Genomic DNA, 20893 nt, shown 5'->3' on the forward strand with positions numbered 1-20893 from the left:
GAAGCAGGCGGTCCCCCCCCGCAATGCTCATCCTTCGCTCAAGCCCGTCGCCGAAAGCACCCGACCGGTGACTTCTTCGACGCTACCCACTCCGTGAATTCGCTTAAGAAGGCCGGATCGTTGCGCATAAAACGGCAAGAGATCAGCGGTCATCTTCGAATACGTCGCGAGCCTCGTCCGGACGACCTCTTCGCGGTCGTCCGCCCGATGCTCAAGGTCGGCATCGGGAGGAGGCGGGCTATACTTCAAGTGGTAAATCTGTCCAGTCCGTTTGTCGGTACGGCGCAGCGTCGCGCGCTCGACCAGGAGGTCGTCAGGCACCTCGATGGCGACGACGTGATCGAGCGAAATACCTCGTGATGCCAGCATCTTGTCGAGGGCTTCGGCCTGCGGAACGGTGCGCGGAAAGCCGTCGAGGAGAAAGCCGGCCTTGCAGTCGTCGGCCAAGGTGCGCTCCTCGATGAGGCCGATGACGACCTCGTCGGGTACCAAGGCCCCGGCGGCCATCTTTTGGACGAGGTCTTGCGGGAGTTTCCCTGTGGCCTTCGCCTCGCGGAGCATGTCGCCCGTCGATAGCTGCGGGATACCCGCCAGCTTGCACAGAATCTTCGCCTGCGTGCCTTTGCCGGCGCCGGGCGGACCTACCAGGATGATTCTCATCCGATGTCCCTCCGGCCGCGCACGCGGCTGGCCTTGGCGCCCGCCCCCGAGAGCCCCTCGTAGTTGCGCGTGATGAGGTGCGCCTCAATCTGGCGAACGGTGTCGAGAGCAACACCGACGACGATCATGATCGACGTGCCGCCCCACTGGAAGGGCACCTTGAACGCTTGGCTCACGATCGTCGGGATCACACAGACGGCGGCCACGTAGAGGGAGCCCCCGAACGTGATTCGCGTGAGCACGAAGTCGATGTATTCGGCGGTCTGCTTGCCCTGGCGAATGCTGGGGATGAACGCCTGCTGCTTCTTGAGGTTCTCGGCAACGTCCACGGCTTGGAACGTGACGGCGGTGTAGAAGTAGCAAAAGAAGATGATGAGGCCGACGTAGAAGGTGTTGAACACCCAGTCGCCACGCGAGAGCGCATCCTGAAGGATCGTCATCCCGGGAATCTTGAAGCTCGCCAGCTGCGCGGGGAACATTAGCAGCGAGGAGGCGAAGATCGGCGGGATGGTCCCGGCCGTGTTCACCTTGAGGGGCAAGTGAGCCGTCTGTCCGCCGTAGACACGGCGGCCAACATTTCGGCGCGCGTAGTAGATGGGAATGCGCCGCTGCCCCTGCTCAAAAAAGACGATGACCGCCACCGTCGCGAGGATGATCGCGACAAACGCCGTCAGGTTGAGGGGCTGGATGTTGCCCTTGTTCGTCTGAAAGTAGTTGACCATCCCAGACGGGATGCCCTCGACGATGCCGGCGAAGATGATGAGCGAGATACCGTTGCCGATGCCCCGCTCCGTGATCTGCTCACCGAGCCACATCAAGAGGACGGTGCCGGTGGTCACGCTGAGCATCGTCATGAGGCGGAAGCCCCAGCCGGGATGCAACACGACGTCGCCGACGTTGCCCATGTCGGACAGGTCCCCGTGGCTGACGGCCTCGAGGTTCATGGCGATGAAGAACAGGCTCTGCACCATGGCCAAGCCGACGGTGCCGTAGCGCGTGTACTGGTTGATCTTCCGCGTGCCGCTCTCGCCCTCCTTGCGGAGCTCCTCGAGCGGCTTGAAGACCATCGCGAGCAGCTGCATCACGATGCTTGCGCTGATGTACGGCATGATGCCGAGCGCGAAGATCGAGAGGTTACCGAGGGCGCCGCCGCTGAACATGTTGAAGAGCCCGAGGAGCCCTCCTCCCTTGCTCACGACGGCTTGCATGACGTTCCGGTCGACGCCGGGAATCGTCACGAAGACCCCGACCCGGTAGGCCGCGAGCAGCGCCAAGGTGAACACGACCCGCTTGCGCAGCTCGGGCACCTTGCCGATGTTCGCGAAACCGGAGAGGCCGCTCATCGCAATCTCAGGACTCGCTGGCGCTGACGAAGAGCACCTTGCCGCCAGCCTTTTGGATCTTCTCCGCGGCAGCCTTCGAGAACGCGTGCGCCGTGACCGTGACAGCCTTGGTAAGCTCGCCCTGGCCAAGAATCTTGATGCGCTCGCAGGGGCCCTTGATGAGGCCGCGGTCACGCAGCGCCGTCTCGTCGACCTTCGCGCCAGCCGCGAAGGACTCGAGCTGGCCGACGTTGATCTCGGCGAGCTTCACGGGGAACGGCACCTTGAAGCCGCGCTTCGGCAAGCGTCGCGCGAGGGGCGTCTGGCCGCCTTCGAATTCGCGGCGAACGCCGTTGCGGGCGTATTGGCCCTTCTGGCCGCGGCCAGCGGTTTTGCCGAGGCCGGAACCGACACCGCGACCCTTACGGGTCTTGGGGCGCGTCGCACCGGCGGGCTTCTGGAGTTTTGACAGCGTGTCGGCCATGACTCAGACCTCTTCCACCTTCACGAGGTGAATCACCTTTTTGATCGCGCCTCGGAACGAAGGCGTGTTCTTGACGACGACCTGCGAGCCGATGCCCCGGAGGCCGAGGCCTCGCAGGGTGATGCGCATCGATTCGGAGCGACCGATGTGGCTCTTCTCTTGGGTAACGCGAAGCTCGGCCTTCATGATCAGCTACCTCCCGCGACGGCCGCGAGGTTGGTCGTGGACTTTCGGTCCGACGCCGTGAGGTCCTCGACCTGCTTGCCGCGCCGGCTCGCCACTTGCTCGAGGCTGCGGAGCGACTTGAGCGCCTTGATGGTCGCGCGGACAACGTTGTGCGGGTTCGACGTGCCGAGGCACTTGGAGAGGATGTCGTGGATGCCCGCGCTCTCGACGACGGCGCGGACAGCGCCACCGGCGATAACGCCGGTACCGGCGCTGGCGGGGCGGAGGAAGACCTTGCCGGCGCCGAAGTGACCGAGGACCTCGTGCGGAACGGTGGTTCCGTTCAGCGGGACGCGGAAGATGTTCTTGCGCGCTTGGTCGTTGCCCTTGCGAATGGCTTCGGGAACTTCGTTCGCCTTGCCGAGCCCAACGCCCACGTGCCCCGACTCATCGCCCACGACGACAAGCGCCGAGAACGAGAAGCGACGGCCGCCTTTGACGACCTTCGCGACGCGGTTGATGTGGATGATCCGCTCCTTGAGCTTTTCTTCGTCGACCTGTACGAACGCCATGATTGAGATTCCTTAGAGCGCCTCTGCGCCACCTTGCGTCCGAGCCGGGGCAACCGGCCTGGGCGCGCAGGCATTCCGTCAATTAGAACTTGAGACCTGCCTCGCGAGCCCCTTCGGCGAGGGCGCGAACGCGGCCGTGGTACATGTACCCGTTGCGGTCGAAGACAACCTTGTCGATGCCCTTCGCGAGCAGGAGCTTCGCGATGGCGGCGCCGACCTGCTTGGCGGCCTCGGCCTTGGCGACTTCAGAAGCGCCTGCCTTGAGGTCCTTCGTAAGAGTGCACGCGTGGGCCACCGTAGAACGGGCCACGTCGTCGACAACCTGGGCGTAGATGTGTTTGGCGCTGCGGAAGACCGTGAGGCGCGGACGTTCGTTCGTCCCCTCGATCTTGCGACGGATGCGGAGCTTACGCCGCTCGCGACCAACGATTCGCATTCCCATCGCTCATTCTCCTCACTTGCTGCCTTTGGCCGCTTTACCGGCCTTCTCGCGAACCTTTTCGCCCTGGAAGCGAACACCCTTGCCACCGTACGGCTCGGGGGGACGGAACCCGCGGATCTTGGCGCACGTCGCACCAAGGACTTCCTTGTCGGGACCGGAGATGTTGATGATGGTGCCCTTGGAGTCGCTAGGGATTTCCATCTTGATGCCCGCCGGCAACGTGAAGGTGACCGGGTGCGAGAAGCCGAGCGACAGGTTCAGGACCTGCCCCTTGAGCTCTGCGCGGTAACCGGTGCCAACGAGTTGCAGCGTCTTCGCATAGCCGACGCCTGCGCCTTGGATCATCGAGCCGATGAGCGCGCGAGCGAGACCCTGGAAGCGAGCGCCGTCGCGGCCGCCGATGGTCGGCTGAACCGAAACCTTAGTGGCCTCGACCTTCACGTCGACGTTCGGAGGGAGCTTGCGAGAGAGCTGGCCCTTGGGGCCCTTGATGTCGATGACGCCGTCCTTGAGAGAGACGGTGACGCCCTTCAAGATCTCGACGGGGCGCTTGCCGACGCGAGACTGGCGCAGATCAGCGATGGGAGTCGTCATGGCGTTCACCAAACCTCGCAGAGGAGCTCGCCGCCGACCTTCTGGCGACGCGCGTCCTTGTCGGTCATGACCCCGTGGCTCGTGCTCAGGATCGACACGCCGAGACCCGAGCGGACGCGCGGGATTCGGTCGTGACGAACGTAGACACGGCGGCCCGGCGTGGACACGCGACGAACGCCATCAAAGGCGCTCGACTTGTCGCGGCCGTAGCGGAGGACGATGGTCAGCGTGCGCGGTCCCTCGCCCTCGCTCACGCGGACGTCGTCCACGTAGCCCTCGGACTTGAGAACACGACCCACTTGCTCCTTGAGCTTCGAGTGGGGCATCTCCACGCGGTCGTGGCGCGCGAGCGCGCCGTTGCGAATGCGGGTCAAAAGGTCTGAAATGGGATCGGTCATCATGGCGTCACCAGCTTGCCTTGATCACGCCGAGAATCTCTCCTCGGAGCGCGAACACGCGGAGGCAGATGCGGCAAAGCTCGAACTTGCGGTAGTAGCCGCGGCCACGTCCACAGACCTTGCATCGGCTGCGGGCGCGGACCGCGAACTTCGGCGCGCGGTTCAACTTGGCGAATTGACAGGCACGTGCCATTTCGTTTCGTCCTTACTGAAGTCTCTTCGTTGGGCCTAAGGGAGTGCGTTCTTGCGTGCGTCACGCGTGTCGGAACGGCATTCCCAAGTGCTGGAGGAGCGCTCGCCCCTCTTCGTCGTTCTTTGCGGTCGTCACGAAGCTGATGTTGAGCCCCTTGATGACGTCGATTCGGTCGTAGTTGATCTCAGGGAAGATGATCTGCTCGCGAAGACCGAGGGTGTAGTTGCCCTGGCCGTCGAAGGCCTTGCGCGAGACGCCGCGGAAGTCACGCGTGCGCGGGAGCGCGAGCGTGATGAGGCGGTCGGCGAACTCCCACATGCGGGCGCTGCGGAGCGTGACCATCGCACCGATGGGGATGCCCGCGCGCAACTTGAAGCTCGCGATGGCCTTTCGGGCGCGCGTCACGACCGGCTTCTGGCCGGTGATGGCGCGGAGCTCTTCGACGGCCGCGTCGATGATCTTCGGGTTCGCCACGGCAGCGCCGAGTCCCATGTTGACGACGATCTTCTCAAGCCGCGGCACCTGCATCGGGTTCTTGAACCCGAACTGCTTGGTGAGCGCCGGAACGATCTCCTTGTGATACTTCGTAAAAAAGCGCGGCGTGACCGCTTCTGCGGTCGACGTCACGGCCGCGTGGGTCGCGCCCTCGCCGCCGTCCTTCTGCTTTTTTTCTTTCTTCGCAGCCGCCATGACTTGAGTTCCTTCTCGTCCGTCGCGTCTCAGGCGCGCGCAGGCGCCGGGATGTGCTCGCCGCTCTTGGCGACGCGGATCTTGTTGCCCTTCTCGTCTTTGCCCATGCGGACGCGAGTGCCCTTGCCGGTCTTCGGATCGACGAGCATGACCTTGCTGGCGAACATCGGCGCTTCGCGCTCGATGATGCCGCCCTGCTGAACGCGAGCGTTGGGGCGCGTGTGCCGCTTGACGAGGTTGAGCCCGCCAACGACCACCTTGCCGTCTTCTGCGAGGACGCGCGTCACGACGCCGGTCTTGCCCTTGTCTTCACCGCTGATGACGACGACGGTGTCGCCCTTACGAATGCGCGCAAGCATCACAGCACCTCCGGTGCGAGCGAGATGATCTTCATGAACTTCTTGCCGCGGAGCTCGCGAGCGACCGGCCCAAAGATGCGGGTGCCGATGGGCTCGAGCTGGGCGTTGATAAGGACGGCGCTGTTCTCGTCGAAACGGATGAAGCTGCCGTCGGGGCGCGACTGCTGGTGGACGGTGCGCACGACGACGGCCTTGGCCGTGTCGCCCTTCTTCACCTTGGTGCCGGCGACGGCTTCCTTGATGGCGACGACGATGACGTCTCCGAGCTCGGCGTACCGACGCCGCGAGCCGCCCAGCACTTTGACGCACTGAACGCGCTTCGCGCCGCTGTTGTCGGCGACCTCGAGCATGCTTCGCATTTGAATCATGACTGCGTCACTCCTCGATGAACTTCTTGACGAGCTTGGTGACGACGAAGCGCTTGTCTTTCGAGATCGGGCTGTGCTCCTGGATCTCGACCAAGTCGCCAACCTTGTACTGGTTGGTCTCGTCGTGGGCCTTGTAGCGCTTGCGGCTGCGAACGTACTTGCCGTAGAGGGCGTCGCGACCGGCCGAGACGACCTCGACGACGACCGTCTTCTTCATCTTGGCTTTGATCACGCGACCGGACATCGTGCGGCGGAAGCCGTGCGCGCTGGAGGCCGTGTTCGTTTGGGCTGCTGCTGTCATGTGCCGCTCACTTCTTCGCCGCGGCCTGAGCCCGCGACTTCTCGTTCTGGAGGGTCAGGACGCGGGCGATATCCCGACGCGTCTTCGAAATCGCGCTCGTGTCATCGAGCCGATTGGTGAAGTTCTTGAGGCGATTCTGGAAGAAGTCCTTGCGAAGGCTCTTCTCCAGATCCTTCAGGTCTTCCAGGGTGCGCTCGTTCAAATCCTTGGCCTTCACGGGAATCCTCCTCGGCTCTCAGCCGACCGCGCTGCGGGCTAGAAACCGGTAACCGACCGGCAGCTTGTGACCTGCGAGGCGGAACGCCTCACGGGCCGTCTTCTCGTCGACGCCCAAGATCTCGTACATGATGCGGCCCGGTTGCATGACGCACTCCCAGGCCTCGACGCCGCCTTTGCCTCCACCCATTCGAACTTCGAGGGGCTTCTTGGTGACGGGACGGTCGGGGAAAACTCGGATGAAGAGCTTGCCGGCGCGCTTCACGTGGCGCGTGATGGCCATACGGGCCGCCTCGATCTGACGAGACGAGATGCGGCCGGGCTCCACGCACTGCATCGCGAAGTCGCCGAAGGCGAGATCGGAGCCGCGACGTGCGATACCGCGGTTGTTGCCCTTCTGGACCTTGCGGAACTTGGTTCGCTTGGGGGAAAGCATGGGAGGGTCCTCGAATCAGTCTGAATGCCGCGTCTGCCTCAGGCGGCGTCGAGCGGCGAGCGGCGGTTCCTGCGTTGCAGGACCTCGCCCTTGAAGATCCAGCATTTGACGCCGATGATTCCGTACTTGGTACGGGCCTCGGCGGTGCCGAACTCGATGTCGGCGCGAAGCGTGTGGAGCGGCACGCGCCCCTCACGGTAGGTTTCGACGCGGCTCATTTCGCTGCCACCGAGGCGGCCCGAGCAGCGGATGCGGATGCCCTTGGCGCCGAACTTCATCGACGTCGAGACGGCCTTCTTCATGGCGCGGCGGAAAGCGACGCGGCGCTCGAGCTGCTGCGCAACCGACTCGGCCACGAGCTGCGCGGCCGTCTCGGCCTTGCGGATCTCGCGGACGTCCGGCGGGAGCACTTCGCTCTCGGTGAAGGACTGGAGGCCGGGGAAGAGCGGCTCGCCCTTGGCGGCCGTCTTCAGGTTGCCGACCTTGAGCACTTCGATGCTCTTGCCGCCCTTGCCGATGACCATGCCGGGCTTGGCCGCGTAGATGATGACGCGAGCCGTGTTGGCCGCGCGCTCGACCTCGACGCTGGCGATGCCGGCGTGCATGAGGAAGTCCTTCACGGCCCGCTTGATGCGGATGTCCTCATGGAGCCACTTGGCGTACGACTTGTCCTCGAACCACTTCGAGTTCCAGGTCTTGATGACGCCAAGGCGGAAGCCGTGGGGATGAACTTTCTGACCCATGTGATCGGACTCTTTCCTGAGGTTCCTGAAAAGTGTCTCTCAGCGTTCGCCGAGGATGACGGTGATGTGGCTCATGCCCTTTTGGACGCGCGTGGCGCGACCCATGGCGCGGGGGCGCCAGCGGCGCATGAACTTGTTGGGCGCCTTGTCGACAAAGGCCGTCTCCACGAAGAGCGCGTCGAGGTCGACGCCAGGGCTCTGCGTGCGGGCATTGGCGACCGCGCTCTCGATGATCTTCTTGAGCACCGGCGCACCCGACTTGCGGGTGAACTCGAGGAGCTGGAGCGCCTCGCCGGCCTGGCGGCCGCGGACGAGGTTGACGACGACTCGGGCCTTGCGCGGGCTGAGGTGCGCGAAGCGTGCGATCGCTTTGGAGACCATGGGATCGAACCTCTGAGAGAAGGCGGAGGCGGGAGGACCCCGATGCGGCTCTGCCATTGAGCCGACCTGGGTTTCCGGTCAAGGGTTGCGCCGTTTGAGGTGCGCAAACTCGTGGCCGGGGTGTCGAGGCTTCGTCGTACCCGCTCGCGCTCTTTCGAACTCGAGTTCCCCGCGAGGCCGAAACCAAGCGGGCAGGCCGTTACGACAGCCGAGATCCCTTTTCGGATTCTCTCTTGGCAGAGGCCAAGGGAGCTGGGCCGGAAAGGGAGGCGTACTTTACGCACACACGGCCTCTTGGCAAGGACAAAGAGTGCGGTCGGCCAGGAGATTTCGCGGCCGAGGCCCTTCGCAGGCCGGTGTTGTCCTTTAAGGAGACCGGGAACGCCCGGCGGCGCGCGCCCTGCGGCGGCGGCGCCAGGTGTGCGAGCAGGCGGCGCAGGGGCGGATGCGGACCGGGGCGGGTGCAGCCGGGCTTTCCATTGTTGATGCGCTCGATCTCTACTCTGCGGGGTTATGCGCAAGGGGTGGGGATGGGCGATCGCGGCAGGGGCGGTATTGGCGGGCGCGAGCCCTTCGTGTGCTTCGAAGAAGAGCGGGCTCATGCTCGCCGTCACGACGGACATGAAGGCGCCGAAAGACGTCAACGCGGTCGGCGTCACGATCAGCACGAACAACGTCGTCAAGTACAGCACCGTTGGTAGGGTCACCCCCGACGGCGACATCCTCTTGCCGGCGACGCTCGCCATCGCCGAGCCGGACGATCCCAATGCGACGCTTCGCATTCGCGTCGTGGCCTTCCAAGAGCAGAAGGCGCGCGTCCTTCGCGATGTGCGGACTTCCATCCCACCGGGCGGGAAGGTCTCGCTCCTTCGCATTCCCCTCTCCTTCATCAACGAGGGCTCGGTCACCGCGCAGCTCTCCGCCGACGCGCTGCCCGCCAAGAAGAATGGGACCTCGACGGGCGGACAGACGGGAGCCGGAAACTCGGATCCGGCGCAGGTGCTGCTCTTCGCTCCGAATTGTCCCAACCCCGAGCACACGTGGGTCAACGGCGACTGCGTCGATCCGTTCGTCGACTTCAACTCGCTCCCCGAGTTCCGTGAAGACCTCGTTGGCGCCGGCGACAAGAAGGACAAGTGTTTCGACGTGGCGAAGTGTTTTGCCACCGCGACATCCATCGAGGCGCCCGCTGTGGGCGAAGCTCCTTTGTGCGGGACGACCACGTGCAGCGCCGGACAGACGTGCGTCGAGGGCCGCTGCCTGAACAGCGCGCCCGCCACGCCCAGCGGCGAGGACGGGGCGCCCGTCGACGCCGGGCGAGCGGGCGGCAACCTCTGGCCGCAAGACCTCTTGCCGCGCACTGTCACGCTCGATCGCGCGTCGTGCTCCGTCAAGCTCACCACCGAGAGCCCGGCGCAGCTCAACCTCGCCCTCGTCACGCCCGACACGGGCGAGTGCATTCGGCCCGGTGAGTGCTTCGTGCCGCTCGACAGCGGCGACGGCGGATGGAAGGCCGAAGGCGGGCAGATCAAGCTCCCGAGCTTCGTGTGCCGTTTGCTGGGCGATCAGAAGAAGGGTCTGCGGCTCTACGCGTCGCAAGGCTGCGCCGCGAAGACGGAGGCCAACCCTGTTTGCGTCGACGCCGTCGGCAGCGCCGCGTCAGGGCCCGACGCTACCGTTGAACGGCCGGCCGACGGCGGCTTGCGCAACGATGCGGGCTCCGTTGCGGGCGGTGCCTTGCTCGTACCAGAAGACCGGCCCTCTGGCCTTGCGTTCTCCGATCCGAGCACCCTCGTTATGGCCGGAGCGAGCCGTACGGTGTACGTGGCGGTAGCGACGGCCGCGCCCACCGTCTCGGATTTCCCCAGCGTCCCAGCCTTCACCGCAACGGCGCCATGGGTTGACCGCGTGAACGGCGGGGTCGTCATCACGGACGGGACGACGACGGGCTACGCGAGACGTGGCGGAGGCGCAACCGCGACGCTCGGCACATCAGGGCCAACGCTGTTCGCCGCCGTCGACTTCGACGCCTCGCTGTACTTCGGGACCTCCTCGGGCCTAGGCAAGGGGACCTCGCAGCCGTTGGGCGCGGCGTCGATGTTCAACCAGAAATTCGACGGCGGCGCGCCCACGCCGCTCTCGCCCGGCCCGGCGATCTCAGCCCTCATCCCAGGCTCCCTCCCAGGCACGCTCGTCTTTGGCACGACGACAGGACAGGTCCGGCTCTGCCAGCTCGTCGCGGGGAATGTGGTGTGCGGTGTCGTCAACAGCGTTGGTTCGGGACGCGTCGACGGCTTCGCGACATGGGCCGGCGCAGGAGCAAGCGTCTACGCCATCGTTGGGGACCAAGTGTACCTCGGCACCGCCACGGGCCCCGATGGCACAATATCCGTGACGCGCTTGACAACGGACACGTCGCCAAAGGCTTCAGGGCTCAACCTCGTGCAGTACTTCCGACGTGGCCTCGCGGCCTCAGAGAGTTGCGTGTACTACGCAAACGACACGGGCCTCTCCTACATCACCCACGGCGGCGCCAAGAGCGGAACGGTCGCGACGGCGCCCGCCGGCGGGCATGTGCTCGCCGTGGCGTTGGGAAGCGCGCCCGGGACCGACGGGAGCCAGCCGGCCGTGTATTACACCGTGTACGCGCCGCTCAGCTCGGGTGGCGGGCTCTACTGGATGCCGGCCCCCGCAGATTGTTCGGGTGGAATCGGCCACGGCGAGTGCCTTCCCGCAGGCTCCGCGTGCGGCGGAACCGGCGACCCTCCGTGCTGCAACGGGGTGTGCACCGGCGGCACGTGTGGGCCGTGAGAAAGCTGGCGTCGCGCTTGAAGGGCGCTCGCCATGCGCCTTACTCTGAGGCTCCATGAGAAAGAGCGGCCTGGGGTGGGTGCTAGCGGCCGGCGGCCTCCTCGCAATGGCGAGTCCGGCGTGCGCGTCAAAGAAGAGCGGGCTCATGCTCGCCGTCACGACGGACATGAAGGCGCCGAAAGACGTGAACGCCGTCGGCGTCACCATCAGCACCAACAACGTCGTCAAATACAGCACCATCGGGCGCGTCACCCCCGACGGCGACATCCTCCTGCCAGCGACGCTCGCCATCGCGGAGCCGGATGATCCGAACGCGACGGTTCGCATTCGCGTGGTCGCCTTTCAAGAGCAGAAGGCGCGTGTCCTTCGCGACGTGCGAACGTCGATCCCGCCGGGCGGGCTCGTCTCGCTGCTCCGCATTCCCCTCACCTTCGTCAACGACGGGTCAGTGACGGCGCAGATCTCCGCCGACGCGTTGCCCGCGAAGAAGAACGGCTCCAGCACGGCGGGCCAGACCGGGGCCGGCAACTCCGATCCGGCGCAGGTCATGCTCTTCACGCCGAACTGCCCGAACCCCGAGCACACGTGGATCAACGGCGAGTGCGCCGACGCGTTCGTCGACTTCAACACGCTCCCTCCGTTCCGCGAGGAGCTCGTGGGCGCTGGCGACAAGAAGGACAAGTGTTTCGACGTCGCTCAGTGCTTCGCGACAGCGACGCCCGTCGGGGAAGGAGGGGCCGTCACTGAGCCGCCGGCTACTCCCGCGGGAGCCGTCGACGCGGGCCCGGGTTCCGATGGCCCCCCCGGCGGCAGCCGGCCCCAGGACGTTCGACCGGCGAACATCACCCTCGACCGTGCTTCGTGCTCCGTGAAGCTCACCACGGAGAACGCCGCGCAGATCAACCTGGCGCTCGTGACGCCCGACACCGGCGAGTGCATCCGGCCGCGCGAGTGTTTCGTTCCGCTCGACAGCGGCGAAGGCGGCTGGAAGGCCGAGGGCGGCCAAATCAAGCTTCCGGCGTTCGTGTGCCGCCTGCTCAAGCAGCAGACCATCAAGCTCTACGCGTCGCAGTCCTGCCGCTCGAAGACCGAGAGCAACCCCGTTTGCGCCGAGCTCGTCGGCGGCCCCGCGTCGCCCGAAGACGACGGCGGCCCGGCAACGCCACGCGACGCCGACGTGGTGACCCCGCAGGGCGATCTCGTGGTCGCCATCGACTACCCCACAAGCGTCGTGGCCACACAAGGAGGCACGCTGGTGGCCGCCGGCGCGAACAAGATCGTGGGCGTGATGCCAGGCTCGCCGACGGTTCAACCGCTCAGCGGCGTCACGGCCAGCGCCGGCGCGTGGTGGTTCGATCGTGCACCGCTCGGTGAGGTCTACCTCTCGAACGAGGGTGCGCAGGCGTATCACCTGATGGGGACGGCCTTTCAATCGATCAGCGTCGCCAACGTGCGCGCCGCAACGCGGGTCGACGCCTTCGAGTACTTCGCGACGGCGCAGGGCCTCTTCCGTACTGGGGGCGTCGAGCCAGTCTTGATGCAGGCTGGCGACATGACGACCGTCGCCGGGCTTGACCTGCTGGTGATCGCGGGCGACCGCTTCGGTCACGTCGGCGTCTGCGACATGAAGGCCAGCGCGTGCGGCTCGCCGGTGCTCCTCAGCGATGGCGCTCGCATCGACGGGGTCGCGTCGTCGCCCGGCGGGCCCTCGGCCTACCTCTTGACGAGCAAGGGCCTCTACCGCACCGGCATCGCCTTGGGACCGAGCCCACAAATCTCGGGCGCCGTGAACGTGACCGCGGGAAAGCCCGACACCAACGGCGTCACCAACGACGCCACGGGCTACCTACGCCGCGGCGTGGCCTCGGACGGCGTATGTGTCTATTACACGAGTGATGCGGGCCTCATGTGGCGACGCCACGACGGCTCAACGGAGGGCGTACTCGTCGTGCAGACGACCGATCCGCTCCTCGGCATCGCGCTCGCGCCTCGGCCCTCTGCCGGTGGCGGCCAGGCCGTCTACTACGCGCTCCACGCCGCGGAAGCCCAAGGCGGCGGCATTCACTGGGCACCGGTACCGTCTCAATGCGTAGGCGGCAGCATCCCGGGCCCCTTCGACGCGGGCGGCGGCAAGGGCGATGCGTCGGGTTCCATTTTCGACGCGGGCCTCGACGCAGACGCGGAAGCTGGCACGGACGCGAGCCCTCCGCCGCCGGCGGATGCGGGGGCCCCAACTTGCATCGGCAAGCCTTGCGCCGCCCCGATTGACTGCCCTTGCTCGGGCAAGTGCGTCTCGCCGGACGGCGGTGCCAGCAACAAGGTGTGTGCCCCGTGAGCGGCGTCCCCGTCACCGGCGCCCTCTTGGCGGGCAAGTACCGCATCGAGCAGATCCTCGGCGTCGGCGGCTTCGGCGCCGTCGTCGCGGCGCACCACCTGCAGCTCGATCAGAAGGTCGCCATCAAGTACCTGCTGCCGGAGGCGCTCGCGAACGCCGAGATCGTCGAGCGCTTCGCGCGGGAGGCGCGCGCAGCCGCCAAGATTCGCGGCGAGCACGTGGTGCGGGTCATCGACGTCGGCAACTTCGAGGACGGCGCCCCCTACATGGTCATGGAGTACCTCGAGGGGCACGACCTCGCGAAGGAGCTCGAGCGCCGCGGACCGCTGCAAGTCGAGGACGCCGTTCGCTACGTGCTCGAGGCCTGCGAGGCGCTCGCGCAGGCGCACGCGGCGAAGATCGTCCACCGCGATCTCAAACCCTCGAACTTGTTCCTCGCCATTCAGCCCGACAAGCGCTCCATCGTGAAGGTCCTCGACTTCGGCATCTCGAAGGTTGAGTCGAGCTCCAACGAGGGCGCCCTCACGAAGACGTCGGGCATGATGGGCACGGCCTATTACATGTCGCCGGAGCAAATGACGGCGCCCAAAGACGTCGACCATCGCTCCGACATCTGGGCGCTCGGCGTCATTCTCTACGAGCTGCTCACCGGAGGCCCGCCCTTTCCGGGCATGACGATCCCGGAAGTCGTCGCCGGCATTCTCCGGAATCAAAGGGAGCCGCTGCGCTCAAAGCGCCCGGACGTGCCGGAGCGCCTCGCGACGGCCATCGAAAAGTGCATGATGTCGTCGCCGGCGGACCGTCACGCGAGCGTCGCTGCGCTGTCGCATGCGATCGCGCCCTTCGCGCATGCGCGCGACCGGCAAAGCGTCGAGAGCGTCGCGCGCGTGCTTGGCGAGACATTTCAGATCCCGAGTTCGGGCACGCCGCAGACGCCGCCGGTCGACGCGACCCTACAGTCGTCGGACCTCTCGGCCCGCCCGCGACCGCCCGGGAGTCCAGCGAGCTCCGTCACCGCACACAACATCTCGACCCGCACGTCCGAAGCGCCTCCGGTCCCACCGAAGCGCAATTCGGCGATCGTGGCGGCGGTGGTGGCCATCTCGTGCGCCATCGGTGCCGCAGCCGTGGTCGTCGTGCGACGAGGCGCGGCGCCGACGCCCGTCGCCGCGATGGCTCCGCCCGCCACAACGACCGCGACCGTGGCGTCGCCGCCGGAGGCGCCAGCGGCCATCAAGGCGCTCGAGGCCCTGCCCGTCGCGGCGCCCGCCGCAGAGCCCCCCCGAGAAGTGCCGAAGGCCGACGAGCCTCGCACCCGAGGTCGCGTGCGACCTGCAACATCCGCCGCGACTCCCGCAACGCCGAAGCCCGCCGCCGCTGCGCCGTCGGCGCCCCTCGCGGCTCCCGCCGTACCGGTCTCCGCAGCACCCGCACCAGCCGCTCCGACCCAACCGAAGAACCCGCTCCAGATGGGGATCAAGTGAGAACAAGAACCCGCTTCGTTTGCCTCGCATCCCTCGCGTTCTGCCTCGCCGCAACAACCGACGCGACGATCGCGTCGGCCCAGGGCAAGCCCAAGACGCCGAAGGTGGCGGAGCCGCCCCCTCCTCCTGCGCCTCCTCCAGCGCCACCTCCGCCGCCGGCGCCGCCTGCCATTCCCGGACTCGCAGAGACGCTGACCGGTGACGCCAAGAGCGAATACGAGTCGGCCAAAGTGCTCTTCGCCGACGGCGATCACGCGGGTGCCCTCGTGAAATTCAAGACCGCCTACGACAAATCGAAGGACGCTCGGCTGCTCTGGAACATGGCGGCCTGCGAGAAGAACCTGCGCCACTACGCCAAGACGCTGAAGCTCGTGCGCCAATACCTCGCCGATGGCCTCGAGAAGCTCTCGAACGAAGACATGGGCGAGGCGCGCGAGCTCATCAAGGTCATCGAGCCCTTCACCGCGAAGCTCCGCATCAACGTGACGGAGCCCGAAGCGGAGATCTACCTCGACGAGGAGCTCCTGGGTCGCTCGCCGCTCGAGCCGCTCGTCATCGACATGGGGCCGCGGCGCGTCCGCGTGAAGAAGAACGACTTTGAAGAGTTCCTCCGCGACGTTCCCGTCGCCGGCGGCTCAGACGTCACGCTCGACGCGGCGCTGACGCGCATCGTGCATGAAGCGCGCGTCTCGATTCGCGCCGACGAGGGCGCGCGGATCGAGATCGACGGCAAGTTCGTCGGCGCGGGCACGTGGAGCGGCGTCTTGCCGAGCGGCGGCCACTCGGTGCGCGTCACGAAAGAGAAGATGCAGCCGTACGCCCAGGAGGTCTTCCTGCGCGACAAGGACTCCCGCGAGCTCTCGATCACGCTCGTCGCCGAACCCAGCCGAGGCCTGCCGGCTTGGGCGTGGATCACGGGCGGCGTCCTCGTGGCCGGAGGCCTCGGCGTCGCAGGTGTCGTGCTCTTCAAGCCGAAGGACAGCTACGAAGGGCCTAAGGGCAACCTGGGCGAAGGCGTCGCGCAAGCGAGTCGCCCCTTCACGTTCCGCTGAGTCCCCTGTTTCGAGCGCTCCCTGAGGCGCTCTACGGCGGGAGCCCCATGTCGGCGCGCGCGCGGTGCATCTCGGCGGTGAGCTTGCCGTCGATGCCGCGCACCGCGAAGCGCTCCGTGGGCGTCGGCGTGCGCGTCGTGCCTGCCGGCTCCATCACGAAGACCCACATGAGCGTCTGCTTGCCCTCGCGCGGCACCACGTCAACCCTTCGCACGATGGCAAGGCCCGCGTCGCGCGCCGCGTTGTCGCCTCGCTCGGCGTCACCGCGAGCGCCCGCGCACGTCACGAAGACCCCGCCGGTGGCGAGCAAGCGAGCAGCGACCTTGGCGTAGTCCTCGATGCCGCCGCGCGTCTCGAAGCAGCACGGACCGCGCTGCGGTTTGTCGGAGACGATGCCATGGCCAAGCGGGATGTACGGCGGCGTCCCGGTGATCAAGTCGAAGGGACCTTCGTTGGCGAGCGCGCCTTCTTCGTCGCGAAAGTCACCGAGCTTGGCGCGGCATCGCCCGTCGGCGCCGTTCCACGCGAGCGACCGCTCCGCGAGGCCGTGGCTCCGAGCTTGCGCTTCGACGCCGAGGCCTCGCGCGTTGGGGAGTCCCCAGGCAACCATCATCAGCACCGAGCCGATGCCGCACCCCAGGTCCAGGAAGCGCGCGACGCCCCCGTGACGACGCGCCTCGTCGAGCGCGACCCACGCCGTCACGAAGTCGTCGAGGCTCCATCGGTGACCGTCCTGGAGCTGGAAGATGCGCCAGTCGCCGGTGAGGTACGAGAGGTGCTCGTCGGCGGCGGGCACCAAGCCGGGCCGCCCATCGGCGCCGCGAGGTCGAGGACCAGGCGCGACCCAACCGACCGGACGACGGGCGAGCGCCTTCGCTTCGTGCGGGTCCGTGGAGCTCGAATTCATCGAGAAACGACGCTCGCACGCGGACGAATCTCCGTGAAGTGCGAACTGGCGGCCGAGCCCCCACGGGCCGCGTTTTGAGCACGAGAGCGCGGCGCGAGGCCGGTATACTCGGGGCCTCGCGCGTGCGGATCCGAGGGAAATTCAACCTGGTGCTCGTGGTCGTCTTCGCCCTCGGCTTCGCCGTGAGCGGGGCGGTGTCGCATCGCCTCCTCCACAAGAATGCGCGCGAAGAGGTCTTGCGGAGCGCCGCCGTGATGATGGAAGCGGCGCTCTCGATGCGCGCGTACACCGTCAGCCACGTAAGGGGCAAGCTGCGCAAAGACGAGAGCGAGTTTCTCCCGGAAGCGGTTCCTGCGTTTTCTGCGACGGAGATCATGAACAAGCTCCGCGTGAAGTACCCCGACTATTCGTACAAGGAAGCCGCCATCAACCCGACGAATCCGCGCAATCGCGCCGTCGAGTGGGAGGCCGATCTCATCGGCGCGTTTCGCCAGGGCGCGACGGAGCTGACCGGCACGCGCGAAGCCGCGACGGGGCAAGTGCTCTACCTCGCGCGACCGTTTCGGATCGCGGACCCCGCGTGCTTGACGTGCCACACGACGCCAGAGACCGCGCCGCCGGCGATGGTCAAGCTCTACGGGTCCGCCGGCGGTTTTGGCTGGAAGCTCGACGAGGTCATCGGCGCGCAGATCGTGACCGTGCCCATGGACCTTCCCATTCGGAACGCCGACCGAGCCTTCGTGACGTTCATGGCCTCGTTGGGGAGCATCTTCGTCGTGCTCTTCGCCGTGCTCAACCTCATGCTCTCGGCGCTCATCGTGAAGCCCATCACGATCATGGCAGCGATGGCCGATAAGGTCTCGACGGGCGAAGGCGGTATGCCGGAGTTCGCGGAGCACGGCAGCGACGAGGTTCACGCGTTGGGGCGCTCCTTCAACCGCATGCGCCGCAGCCTTGAAAAGGCGCTCAAGCTCATCGACGCGGATTCCTAGTCGCCATGCTGAGCGCCCTCGATCGATCCCTCTCCAAAGGCACGATGCTCTCCGAGTATCGCATCGAGGGCACGCTCGGCGTCGGCGCCTTCGGCGTCACCTACCTGGCGACCGATACGAACCTGAACCTGAAGGTCGCCATCAAGGAGTACCTGCCGGCGGGCACCGCGGTGCGCTCCGCCGACGCGGGCGTGAACCCCCGCTCCGAGATGGCAAGCGAGCCCTTCTATTGGGGGCTCGGTCGGTTCCTCGACGAGTCGCGCGCGCTCGCGACATTTCGTCACCCGAACATCGTGCGCGTCATGCGCTTCTTCGAGGCCAACCAGACGGCGTACATGGTGATGGAGTTCGTCGAGGGGGCGGACCTCTACTCGTGGGCCAAGGGCCGCCGCCCCTTCGACGAGGCCCTGGTGCGCCGCGTGATCTTGCCGCTCCTCGACGGGCTCGAGGTGGTGCACGAGGCCAGCTACCTGCACCGCGACATCAAGCCGTCGAACATCTTCGTGCGCAAAGACGGCTCCCCCGTGCTCATCGACTTCGGTGCGGCGCGCATGGTGAGGCCCGATCCGAGCTGCGAGCTCACGGCCATCGTCTCGCCCGGCTACGCACCGCTCGAGCAGTACCAAACGACTGGCCTCCAAGGTCCCTACAGCGATCTCTACGCCCTCGGCGGCGTCATGTATTGGCTCGTCACCGGCGACAAACCGCTCGACGCGCCGGGCCGCGTGCTCGAGGTGATGCCGTCCGCCGTCGAGCGCGGCGATCGCGAGCGCTTCTCCGTCGCGTTTCTTCGCCTCGTCGACTGGGCGCTTGCTCCGGAAAAGCACCGACGCCCGCAGACGGTCGCCGAGCTTCGTAGCGCCCTTCGCGGAGCTTCGTCCTCGACGGCCACCGAGCGCGTTGGCGGAGCGCCCTTCCCGTCGAGTCACGAGTTTCCCGCCGCGGCACCGACGAAGGACCCCGACCGCGTGCCCACGTCGCGGAGCGGCGTCCGCCTCGACGAAGGCGCCCGCGGCCGCCTCGAGGCTGATCTCGCGAAACACGTCGGCCCCATCGCGTCGCTGCTGCTCAAGAACGCCGCGAAGGTCGCCACCACGCCCGCCGCCATCGTGGGCCTCGCGGCCAAGGAGATCAAAGACGACCTCGCGCGCGCCGACTTTCTGCGGCGGCACCAGCACACCGCCACGGCCGAGCCAGTCAAGTCGCTGAGCAAGGACGAGGCCCCGCGCGCCACCTTCGACGCGGCGGCGCTTCAGCGCGTCGAGGCGGAGCTCGCGCGCGTCATCGGTCCCGTGGCGAAGCTCATCGTCAAGCGCGCCGCCGCGACGACTGCGTCGCTCCAAGAGCTGTGTCACAAGGTCGCCGGTGAGATCGACGACGAACGCGCGCGCGCACGCTTCTTGGAAAAGGTGAGCAAGGGCCCGTAAGCGACGTGCTCAGCCGGCGCGTCGCACGAGTCGGCCTTCACCGACCACCTTCAAGCGCACGCCGGTCTCGTGACGTTCGTCGTCGTCGAAGGTGATCGCGGGCGTCAACGAGTTCACCAGGAACGTGACCCAATCGGACGTGATGCTGATGGCGCCATCGGTCCGCACGACGAGGAGGCGGCCACCCTCCGTCCGCGCCACGAGCTGGCCACCGTGCACGTCGACGTTCGCCGCAAAGCAGGCCTCGCCCTCGAGGCCGAGCGACTGCACGCAGCCCCACAGTCGGAGGGCCGCGTCGGCGGCGGCGTCGCCTTTGGGGCCGATCTGTCCGAGAAGGTTTCCCTCGCCGTCGAGGAGTGCACATCCCAACACGTGTCGAACGAGCTCGAGACGATCGCGCAGGTCCATCCCAATTCATGACGCGGCCCGACGGGGGACGGTCGCATTGGCAGAGAATGAGACGCCGTCGTGACCAAGGCTCGGCGCCGGGCATCCCGAACCCACCCCTTCCGTCGTACGGCCGTGGTATGGCGCCGGGGTGAAACGGGCGGGAATTTTGGGCTTGCTGCTCGCCTCGGTCGCCAGCGCGTGCTCTTCCGCCGAGGCGCCCGTGACGCTTGTGTGTGAGGGCGCAGCCGATCCGCAAGCCTGCCTAACCGACCACTACCTGCGCGGAGCGAGCCGGGGCGCCACGCCATGTGCGCCGCCACCTTCCACCATTGATGGAAAACGTCGCCTCGTGCTGCACACGGCGAAGGACGTAAGCGACGACGAGCTCGGAGCGGAGACGCGTCCCCTCGCTCGCTACTTCGAGCCCTACAAGCTCACCTTCGTGGTCGGCGAGCGACCCACGGCCGTAGCCTTCGACTACGCGCTTGCCGGCGAGGATGCAGAGGTCGAGCGACGCGCCAAGGAGCGCGGCGTGGCCCTCTCCGACGACGCCGCGATGCAGGCCATCGCCGGCGAGGTGATGGGAGAGAACCTTCGAGGCTTCTTGACCGCCCAACCTCCCGCGAGCGACGTCGTGCACGTGGTTGTGCTCTCGAAGATCGCCTCGCCCAGCATCGCGAAGGCGATCGCCGGCACGCTGGTGGGCTTGGGTCTGTCGCCGGCTCTCTTGCGCGCCGTCGCGGCAAACGATCCCAGCAAGGACCTTTTCACGCTGCTCAAGCTCCCGAGCGAGTTTCCCGCCACGTTGTTCATCGGCCACGACGACGTGACGCGCTTCGGGAGTCTCGTCGGACCGGTCGTCGTCGCACATGAGATGGGCCACGCGCTGGGGCTGGAGCATACGGCCGACACGGCCAACCTCATGTACCCCACGGTGAACGCGGCCCCCGTCTGCGTGCCCAGTCTCTCGGCGGCGCAAGTCAGTCAGCTGAAGGCGCTCGCGCTGTCGACGCCGCGCGCCCTCGAGGGCGTGGACGCGCTCATCGAAGCCACGACGGCGCTCGCTCGAGCCGCGCGGAACGCGCCGAAGCCTCGCTGAACGACGTGCCTGAGCGCGAACACGTCGACGCGGCTAGCGAGTCCGGGGCAATCGCCGTAGAACAGGGCCACG

The 20893-nt window shown here is 66.8% G+C and carries 27 protein-coding genes; 8 read left to right on the top strand and 19 right to left on the bottom strand.

The annotated features are described in order from the left end of the window. Positions 1-27: 27 nt before the first annotated feature. The 17 genes from IPG50_07150 to rplV all read right to left on the bottom strand — a co-directional run bounded on the left by IPG50_07150 (position 28) and on the right by rplV (position 8324). Positions 28-660, bottom strand: a complete 633-nt coding sequence (locus IPG50_07150) for an adenylate kinase (protein ID MBK6691968.1) — start codon at positions 658-660, stop codon at positions 28-30. Beyond that, positions 657-2003, bottom strand: a complete 1347-nt coding sequence (gene secY / locus IPG50_07155) for a preprotein translocase subunit SecY (protein MBK6691969.1) — start codon at positions 2001-2003, stop codon at positions 657-659. Before secY ends, IPG50_07150 begins: the two co-directional genes overlap by 4 nt. Positions 2004-2010: 7 nt before the next feature. Then, a complete protein-coding gene (rplO, locus tag IPG50_07160; GenBank protein ID MBK6691970.1) occupies positions 2011-2466 on the bottom strand; it encodes a 50S ribosomal protein L15 in 456 nt (151 codons plus the stop codon). Between the two features lie 3 nt (positions 2467-2469). Beyond that, entirely contained in the window at positions 2470-2652 is a 183-nt protein-coding gene (rpmD, locus tag IPG50_07165) for a 50S ribosomal protein L30 (protein ID MBK6691971.1), read from the bottom strand. A 2-nt stretch (positions 2653-2654) separates the two neighbouring features. Continuing rightward, positions 2655-3203, bottom strand: a complete 549-nt coding sequence (gene rpsE, locus IPG50_07170) for a 30S ribosomal protein S5 (protein ID MBK6691972.1) — start codon at positions 3201-3203, stop codon at positions 2655-2657. Between the two features lie 82 nt (positions 3204-3285). Continuing rightward, on the bottom strand, positions 3286-3645 hold the full coding sequence (locus IPG50_07175; protein MBK6691973.1) for a 50S ribosomal protein L18: 360 nt from the start codon (positions 3643-3645) through the stop codon (positions 3286-3288). A 12-nt stretch (positions 3646-3657) separates the two neighbouring features. Continuing rightward, positions 3658-4239, bottom strand: a complete 582-nt coding sequence (gene rplF / locus IPG50_07180; GenBank protein MBK6691974.1) for a 50S ribosomal protein L6 — start codon at positions 4237-4239, stop codon at positions 3658-3660. Between the two features lie 5 nt (positions 4240-4244). Further along, entirely contained in the window at positions 4245-4640 is a 396-nt protein-coding gene (rpsH, locus tag IPG50_07185) for a 30S ribosomal protein S8 (protein MBK6691975.1), read from the bottom strand. A gap of 4 nt (positions 4641-4644) precedes the next feature. Beyond that, positions 4645-4830, bottom strand: a complete 186-nt coding sequence (locus IPG50_07190; GenBank protein MBK6691976.1) for a type Z 30S ribosomal protein S14 — start codon at positions 4828-4830, stop codon at positions 4645-4647. Between the two features lie 60 nt (positions 4831-4890). After that, positions 4891-5520, bottom strand: coding sequence for a 50S ribosomal protein L5 (rplE, locus tag IPG50_07195; GenBank protein ID MBK6691977.1), 630 nt, complete (start codon positions 5518-5520; stop codon positions 4891-4893). Positions 5521-5549: 29 nt separating this feature from the next. Beyond that, the gene (rplX, locus tag IPG50_07200; protein MBK6691978.1) at positions 5550-5879 is read right to left on the bottom strand and encodes a 50S ribosomal protein L24; all 330 of its coding nucleotides are present in this window, start codon (positions 5877-5879) and stop codon (positions 5550-5552) included. Further along, positions 5879-6247 (bottom strand): 50S ribosomal protein L14, encoded by a 369-nt coding sequence (gene rplN / locus IPG50_07205; protein ID MBK6691979.1) that lies wholly within the window; start codon positions 6245-6247, stop codon positions 5879-5881. Before rplN ends, rplX begins: the two co-directional genes overlap by 1 nt. Before the next feature lie 7 nt (positions 6248-6254). Beyond that, a complete protein-coding gene (gene rpsQ / locus IPG50_07210; GenBank protein ID MBK6691980.1) occupies positions 6255-6548 on the bottom strand; it encodes a 30S ribosomal protein S17 in 294 nt (97 codons plus the stop codon). Between the two features lie 7 nt (positions 6549-6555). Continuing rightward, positions 6556-6765: a 50S ribosomal protein L29 gene (gene rpmC, locus IPG50_07215; protein MBK6691981.1), complete on the bottom strand. Its 210-nt coding sequence runs from the start codon at positions 6763-6765 to the stop codon at positions 6556-6558. Positions 6766-6783: 18 nt separating this feature from the next. Continuing rightward, a complete protein-coding gene (gene rplP, locus IPG50_07220) occupies positions 6784-7200 on the bottom strand; it encodes a 50S ribosomal protein L16 (protein ID MBK6691982.1) in 417 nt (138 codons plus the stop codon). A gap of 38 nt (positions 7201-7238) precedes the next feature. Next, complete coding sequence (gene rpsC / locus IPG50_07225) at positions 7239-7943, bottom strand: 30S ribosomal protein S3 (GenBank protein MBK6691983.1); 705 nt, start codon at positions 7941-7943, stop codon at positions 7239-7241. Positions 7944-7982: 39 nt separating this feature from the next. After that, positions 7983-8324, bottom strand: coding sequence for a 50S ribosomal protein L22 (gene rplV, locus IPG50_07230; protein ID MBK6691984.1), 342 nt, complete (start codon positions 8322-8324; stop codon positions 7983-7985). A gap of 600 nt (positions 8325-8924) precedes the next feature. Between rplV and IPG50_07235 the strand changes: the two genes are divergently transcribed. From IPG50_07235 to IPG50_07250, 4 genes are read left to right on the top strand one after another with little or no spacing between them, the layout of a single operon-like run. After that, the gene (locus tag IPG50_07235) at positions 8925-11135 is read left to right on the top strand and encodes a hypothetical protein (protein MBK6691985.1); all 2211 of its coding nucleotides are present in this window, start codon (positions 8925-8927) and stop codon (positions 11133-11135) included. Positions 11136-11190: 55 nt separating this feature from the next. Then, positions 11191-13470, top strand: coding sequence for a hypothetical protein (locus IPG50_07240; protein ID MBK6691986.1), 2280 nt, complete (start codon positions 11191-11193; stop codon positions 13468-13470). Next, on the top strand, positions 13467-14954 hold the full coding sequence (locus IPG50_07245) for a protein kinase (protein ID MBK6691987.1): 1488 nt from the start codon (positions 13467-13469) through the stop codon (positions 14952-14954). Before IPG50_07240 ends, IPG50_07245 begins: the two co-directional genes overlap by 4 nt. Continuing rightward, a complete protein-coding gene (locus IPG50_07250; GenBank protein MBK6691988.1) occupies positions 14951-16006 on the top strand; it encodes a PEGA domain-containing protein in 1056 nt (351 codons plus the stop codon). The genes IPG50_07245 and IPG50_07250 overlap by 4 nt, the downstream gene beginning before the upstream one ends. A gap of 31 nt (positions 16007-16037) precedes the next feature. On the opposite strand, the gene IPG50_07255 is transcribed toward IPG50_07250, so the two are convergent. Next, on the bottom strand, positions 16038-16913 hold the full coding sequence (locus IPG50_07255; GenBank protein ID MBK6691989.1) for an SAM-dependent methyltransferase: 876 nt from the start codon (positions 16911-16913) through the stop codon (positions 16038-16040). Between the two features lie 122 nt (positions 16914-17035). On the opposite strand from IPG50_07255, the gene IPG50_07260 reads away from it, so the two are divergent. Together IPG50_07260 and IPG50_07265 are read left to right on the top strand one after the other, a co-directional pair. Continuing rightward, positions 17036-17905 (top strand): DUF3365 domain-containing protein, encoded by an 870-nt coding sequence (locus IPG50_07260; protein MBK6691990.1) that lies wholly within the window; start codon positions 17036-17038, stop codon positions 17903-17905. A 5-nt stretch (positions 17906-17910) separates the two neighbouring features. After that, positions 17911-19332, top strand: a complete 1422-nt coding sequence (locus tag IPG50_07265; GenBank protein ID MBK6691991.1) for a protein kinase — start codon at positions 17911-17913, stop codon at positions 19330-19332. A gap of 9 nt (positions 19333-19341) precedes the next feature. Here the strand turns inward: IPG50_07265 and IPG50_07270 are convergent, their stop codons facing one another. Then, the gene (locus tag IPG50_07270; GenBank protein MBK6691992.1) at positions 19342-19740 is read right to left on the bottom strand and encodes a hypothetical protein; all 399 of its coding nucleotides are present in this window, start codon (positions 19738-19740) and stop codon (positions 19342-19344) included. A 60-nt stretch (positions 19741-19800) separates the two neighbouring features. On the opposite strand from IPG50_07270, the gene IPG50_07275 reads away from it, so the two are divergent. Then, the gene (locus IPG50_07275) at positions 19801-19959 is read left to right on the top strand and encodes a hypothetical protein (protein MBK6691993.1); all 159 of its coding nucleotides are present in this window, start codon (positions 19801-19803) and stop codon (positions 19957-19959) included. Next, positions 19943-20821 (top strand): matrixin family metalloprotease, encoded by an 879-nt coding sequence (locus tag IPG50_07280; GenBank protein ID MBK6691994.1) that lies wholly within the window; start codon positions 19943-19945, stop codon positions 20819-20821. The genes IPG50_07275 and IPG50_07280 overlap by 17 nt, the downstream gene beginning before the upstream one ends. Positions 20822-20893 lie beyond the last annotated feature (72 nt).

It is taken from the genome of Myxococcales bacterium (genome assembly GCA_016703425.1).
In the GTDB taxonomy this organism is placed as follows: Bacteria; Myxococcota_A; Polyangia; order Polyangiales; family Polyangiaceae; genus JADJCA01.

Excerpts from the sequence above, each read along its gene's own strand:
- IPG50_07150 (MBK6691968.1), bottom strand. The coding sequence starts at position 660 with ATGAGAATCATCCTGGTAGGTCCGCCCGGCGCCGGCAAAGGCACGCAG.
- secY (MBK6691969.1), bottom strand. The coding sequence starts at position 2,003 with ATGAGCGGCCTCTCCGGTTTCGCGAACATCGGCAAGGTGCCCGAGCTG.
- rplO (MBK6691970.1), bottom strand. The coding sequence starts at position 2,466 with ATGGCCGACACGCTGTCAAAACTCCAGAAGCCCGCCGGTGCGACGCGC.
- rpmD (MBK6691971.1), bottom strand. The coding sequence starts at position 2,652 with ATGAAGGCCGAGCTTCGCGTTACCCAAGAGAAGAGCCACATCGGTCGC.
- rpsE (MBK6691972.1), bottom strand. The coding sequence starts at position 3,203 with ATGGCGTTCGTACAGGTCGACGAAGAAAAGCTCAAGGAGCGGATCATC.
- IPG50_07175 (MBK6691973.1), bottom strand. The coding sequence starts at position 3,645 with ATGGGAATGCGAATCGTTGGTCGCGAGCGGCGTAAGCTCCGCATCCGT.
- rplF (MBK6691974.1), bottom strand. The coding sequence starts at position 4,239 with ATGACGACTCCCATCGCTGATCTGCGCCAGTCTCGCGTCGGCAAGCGC.
- rpsH (MBK6691975.1), bottom strand. The coding sequence starts at position 4,640 with ATGATGACCGATCCCATTTCAGACCTTTTGACCCGCATTCGCAACGGC.
- IPG50_07190 (MBK6691976.1), bottom strand. The coding sequence starts at position 4,830 with ATGGCACGTGCCTGTCAATTCGCCAAGTTGAACCGCGCGCCGAAGTTC.
- rplE (MBK6691977.1), bottom strand. The coding sequence starts at position 5,520 with ATGGCGGCTGCGAAGAAAGAAAAAAAGCAGAAGGACGGCGGCGAGGGC.
- rplX (MBK6691978.1), bottom strand. The coding sequence starts at position 5,879 with ATGCTTGCGCGCATTCGTAAGGGCGACACCGTCGTCGTCATCAGCGGT.
- rplN (MBK6691979.1), bottom strand. The coding sequence starts at position 6,247 with ATGATTCAAATGCGAAGCATGCTCGAGGTCGCCGACAACAGCGGCGCG.
- rpsQ (MBK6691980.1), bottom strand. The coding sequence starts at position 6,548 with ATGACAGCAGCAGCCCAAACGAACACGGCCTCCAGCGCGCACGGCTTC.
- rplP (MBK6691982.1), bottom strand. The coding sequence starts at position 7,200 with ATGCTTTCCCCCAAGCGAACCAAGTTCCGCAAGGTCCAGAAGGGCAAC.
- rpsC (MBK6691983.1), bottom strand. The coding sequence starts at position 7,943 with ATGGGTCAGAAAGTTCATCCCCACGGCTTCCGCCTTGGCGTCATCAAG.
- rplV (MBK6691984.1), bottom strand. The coding sequence starts at position 8,324 with ATGGTCTCCAAAGCGATCGCACGCTTCGCGCACCTCAGCCCGCGCAAG.
- IPG50_07235 (MBK6691985.1), top strand. The coding sequence starts at position 8,925 with ATGCTCGCCGTCACGACGGACATGAAGGCGCCGAAAGACGTCAACGCG.
- IPG50_07240 (MBK6691986.1), top strand. The coding sequence starts at position 11,191 with ATGAGAAAGAGCGGCCTGGGGTGGGTGCTAGCGGCCGGCGGCCTCCTC.
- IPG50_07255 (MBK6691989.1), bottom strand. The coding sequence starts at position 16,913 with ATGAATTCGAGCTCCACGGACCCGCACGAAGCGAAGGCGCTCGCCCGT.
- IPG50_07265 (MBK6691991.1), top strand. The coding sequence starts at position 17,911 with ATGCTGAGCGCCCTCGATCGATCCCTCTCCAAAGGCACGATGCTCTCC.
- IPG50_07270 (MBK6691992.1), bottom strand. The coding sequence starts at position 19,740 with ATGGACCTGCGCGATCGTCTCGAGCTCGTTCGACACGTGTTGGGATGT.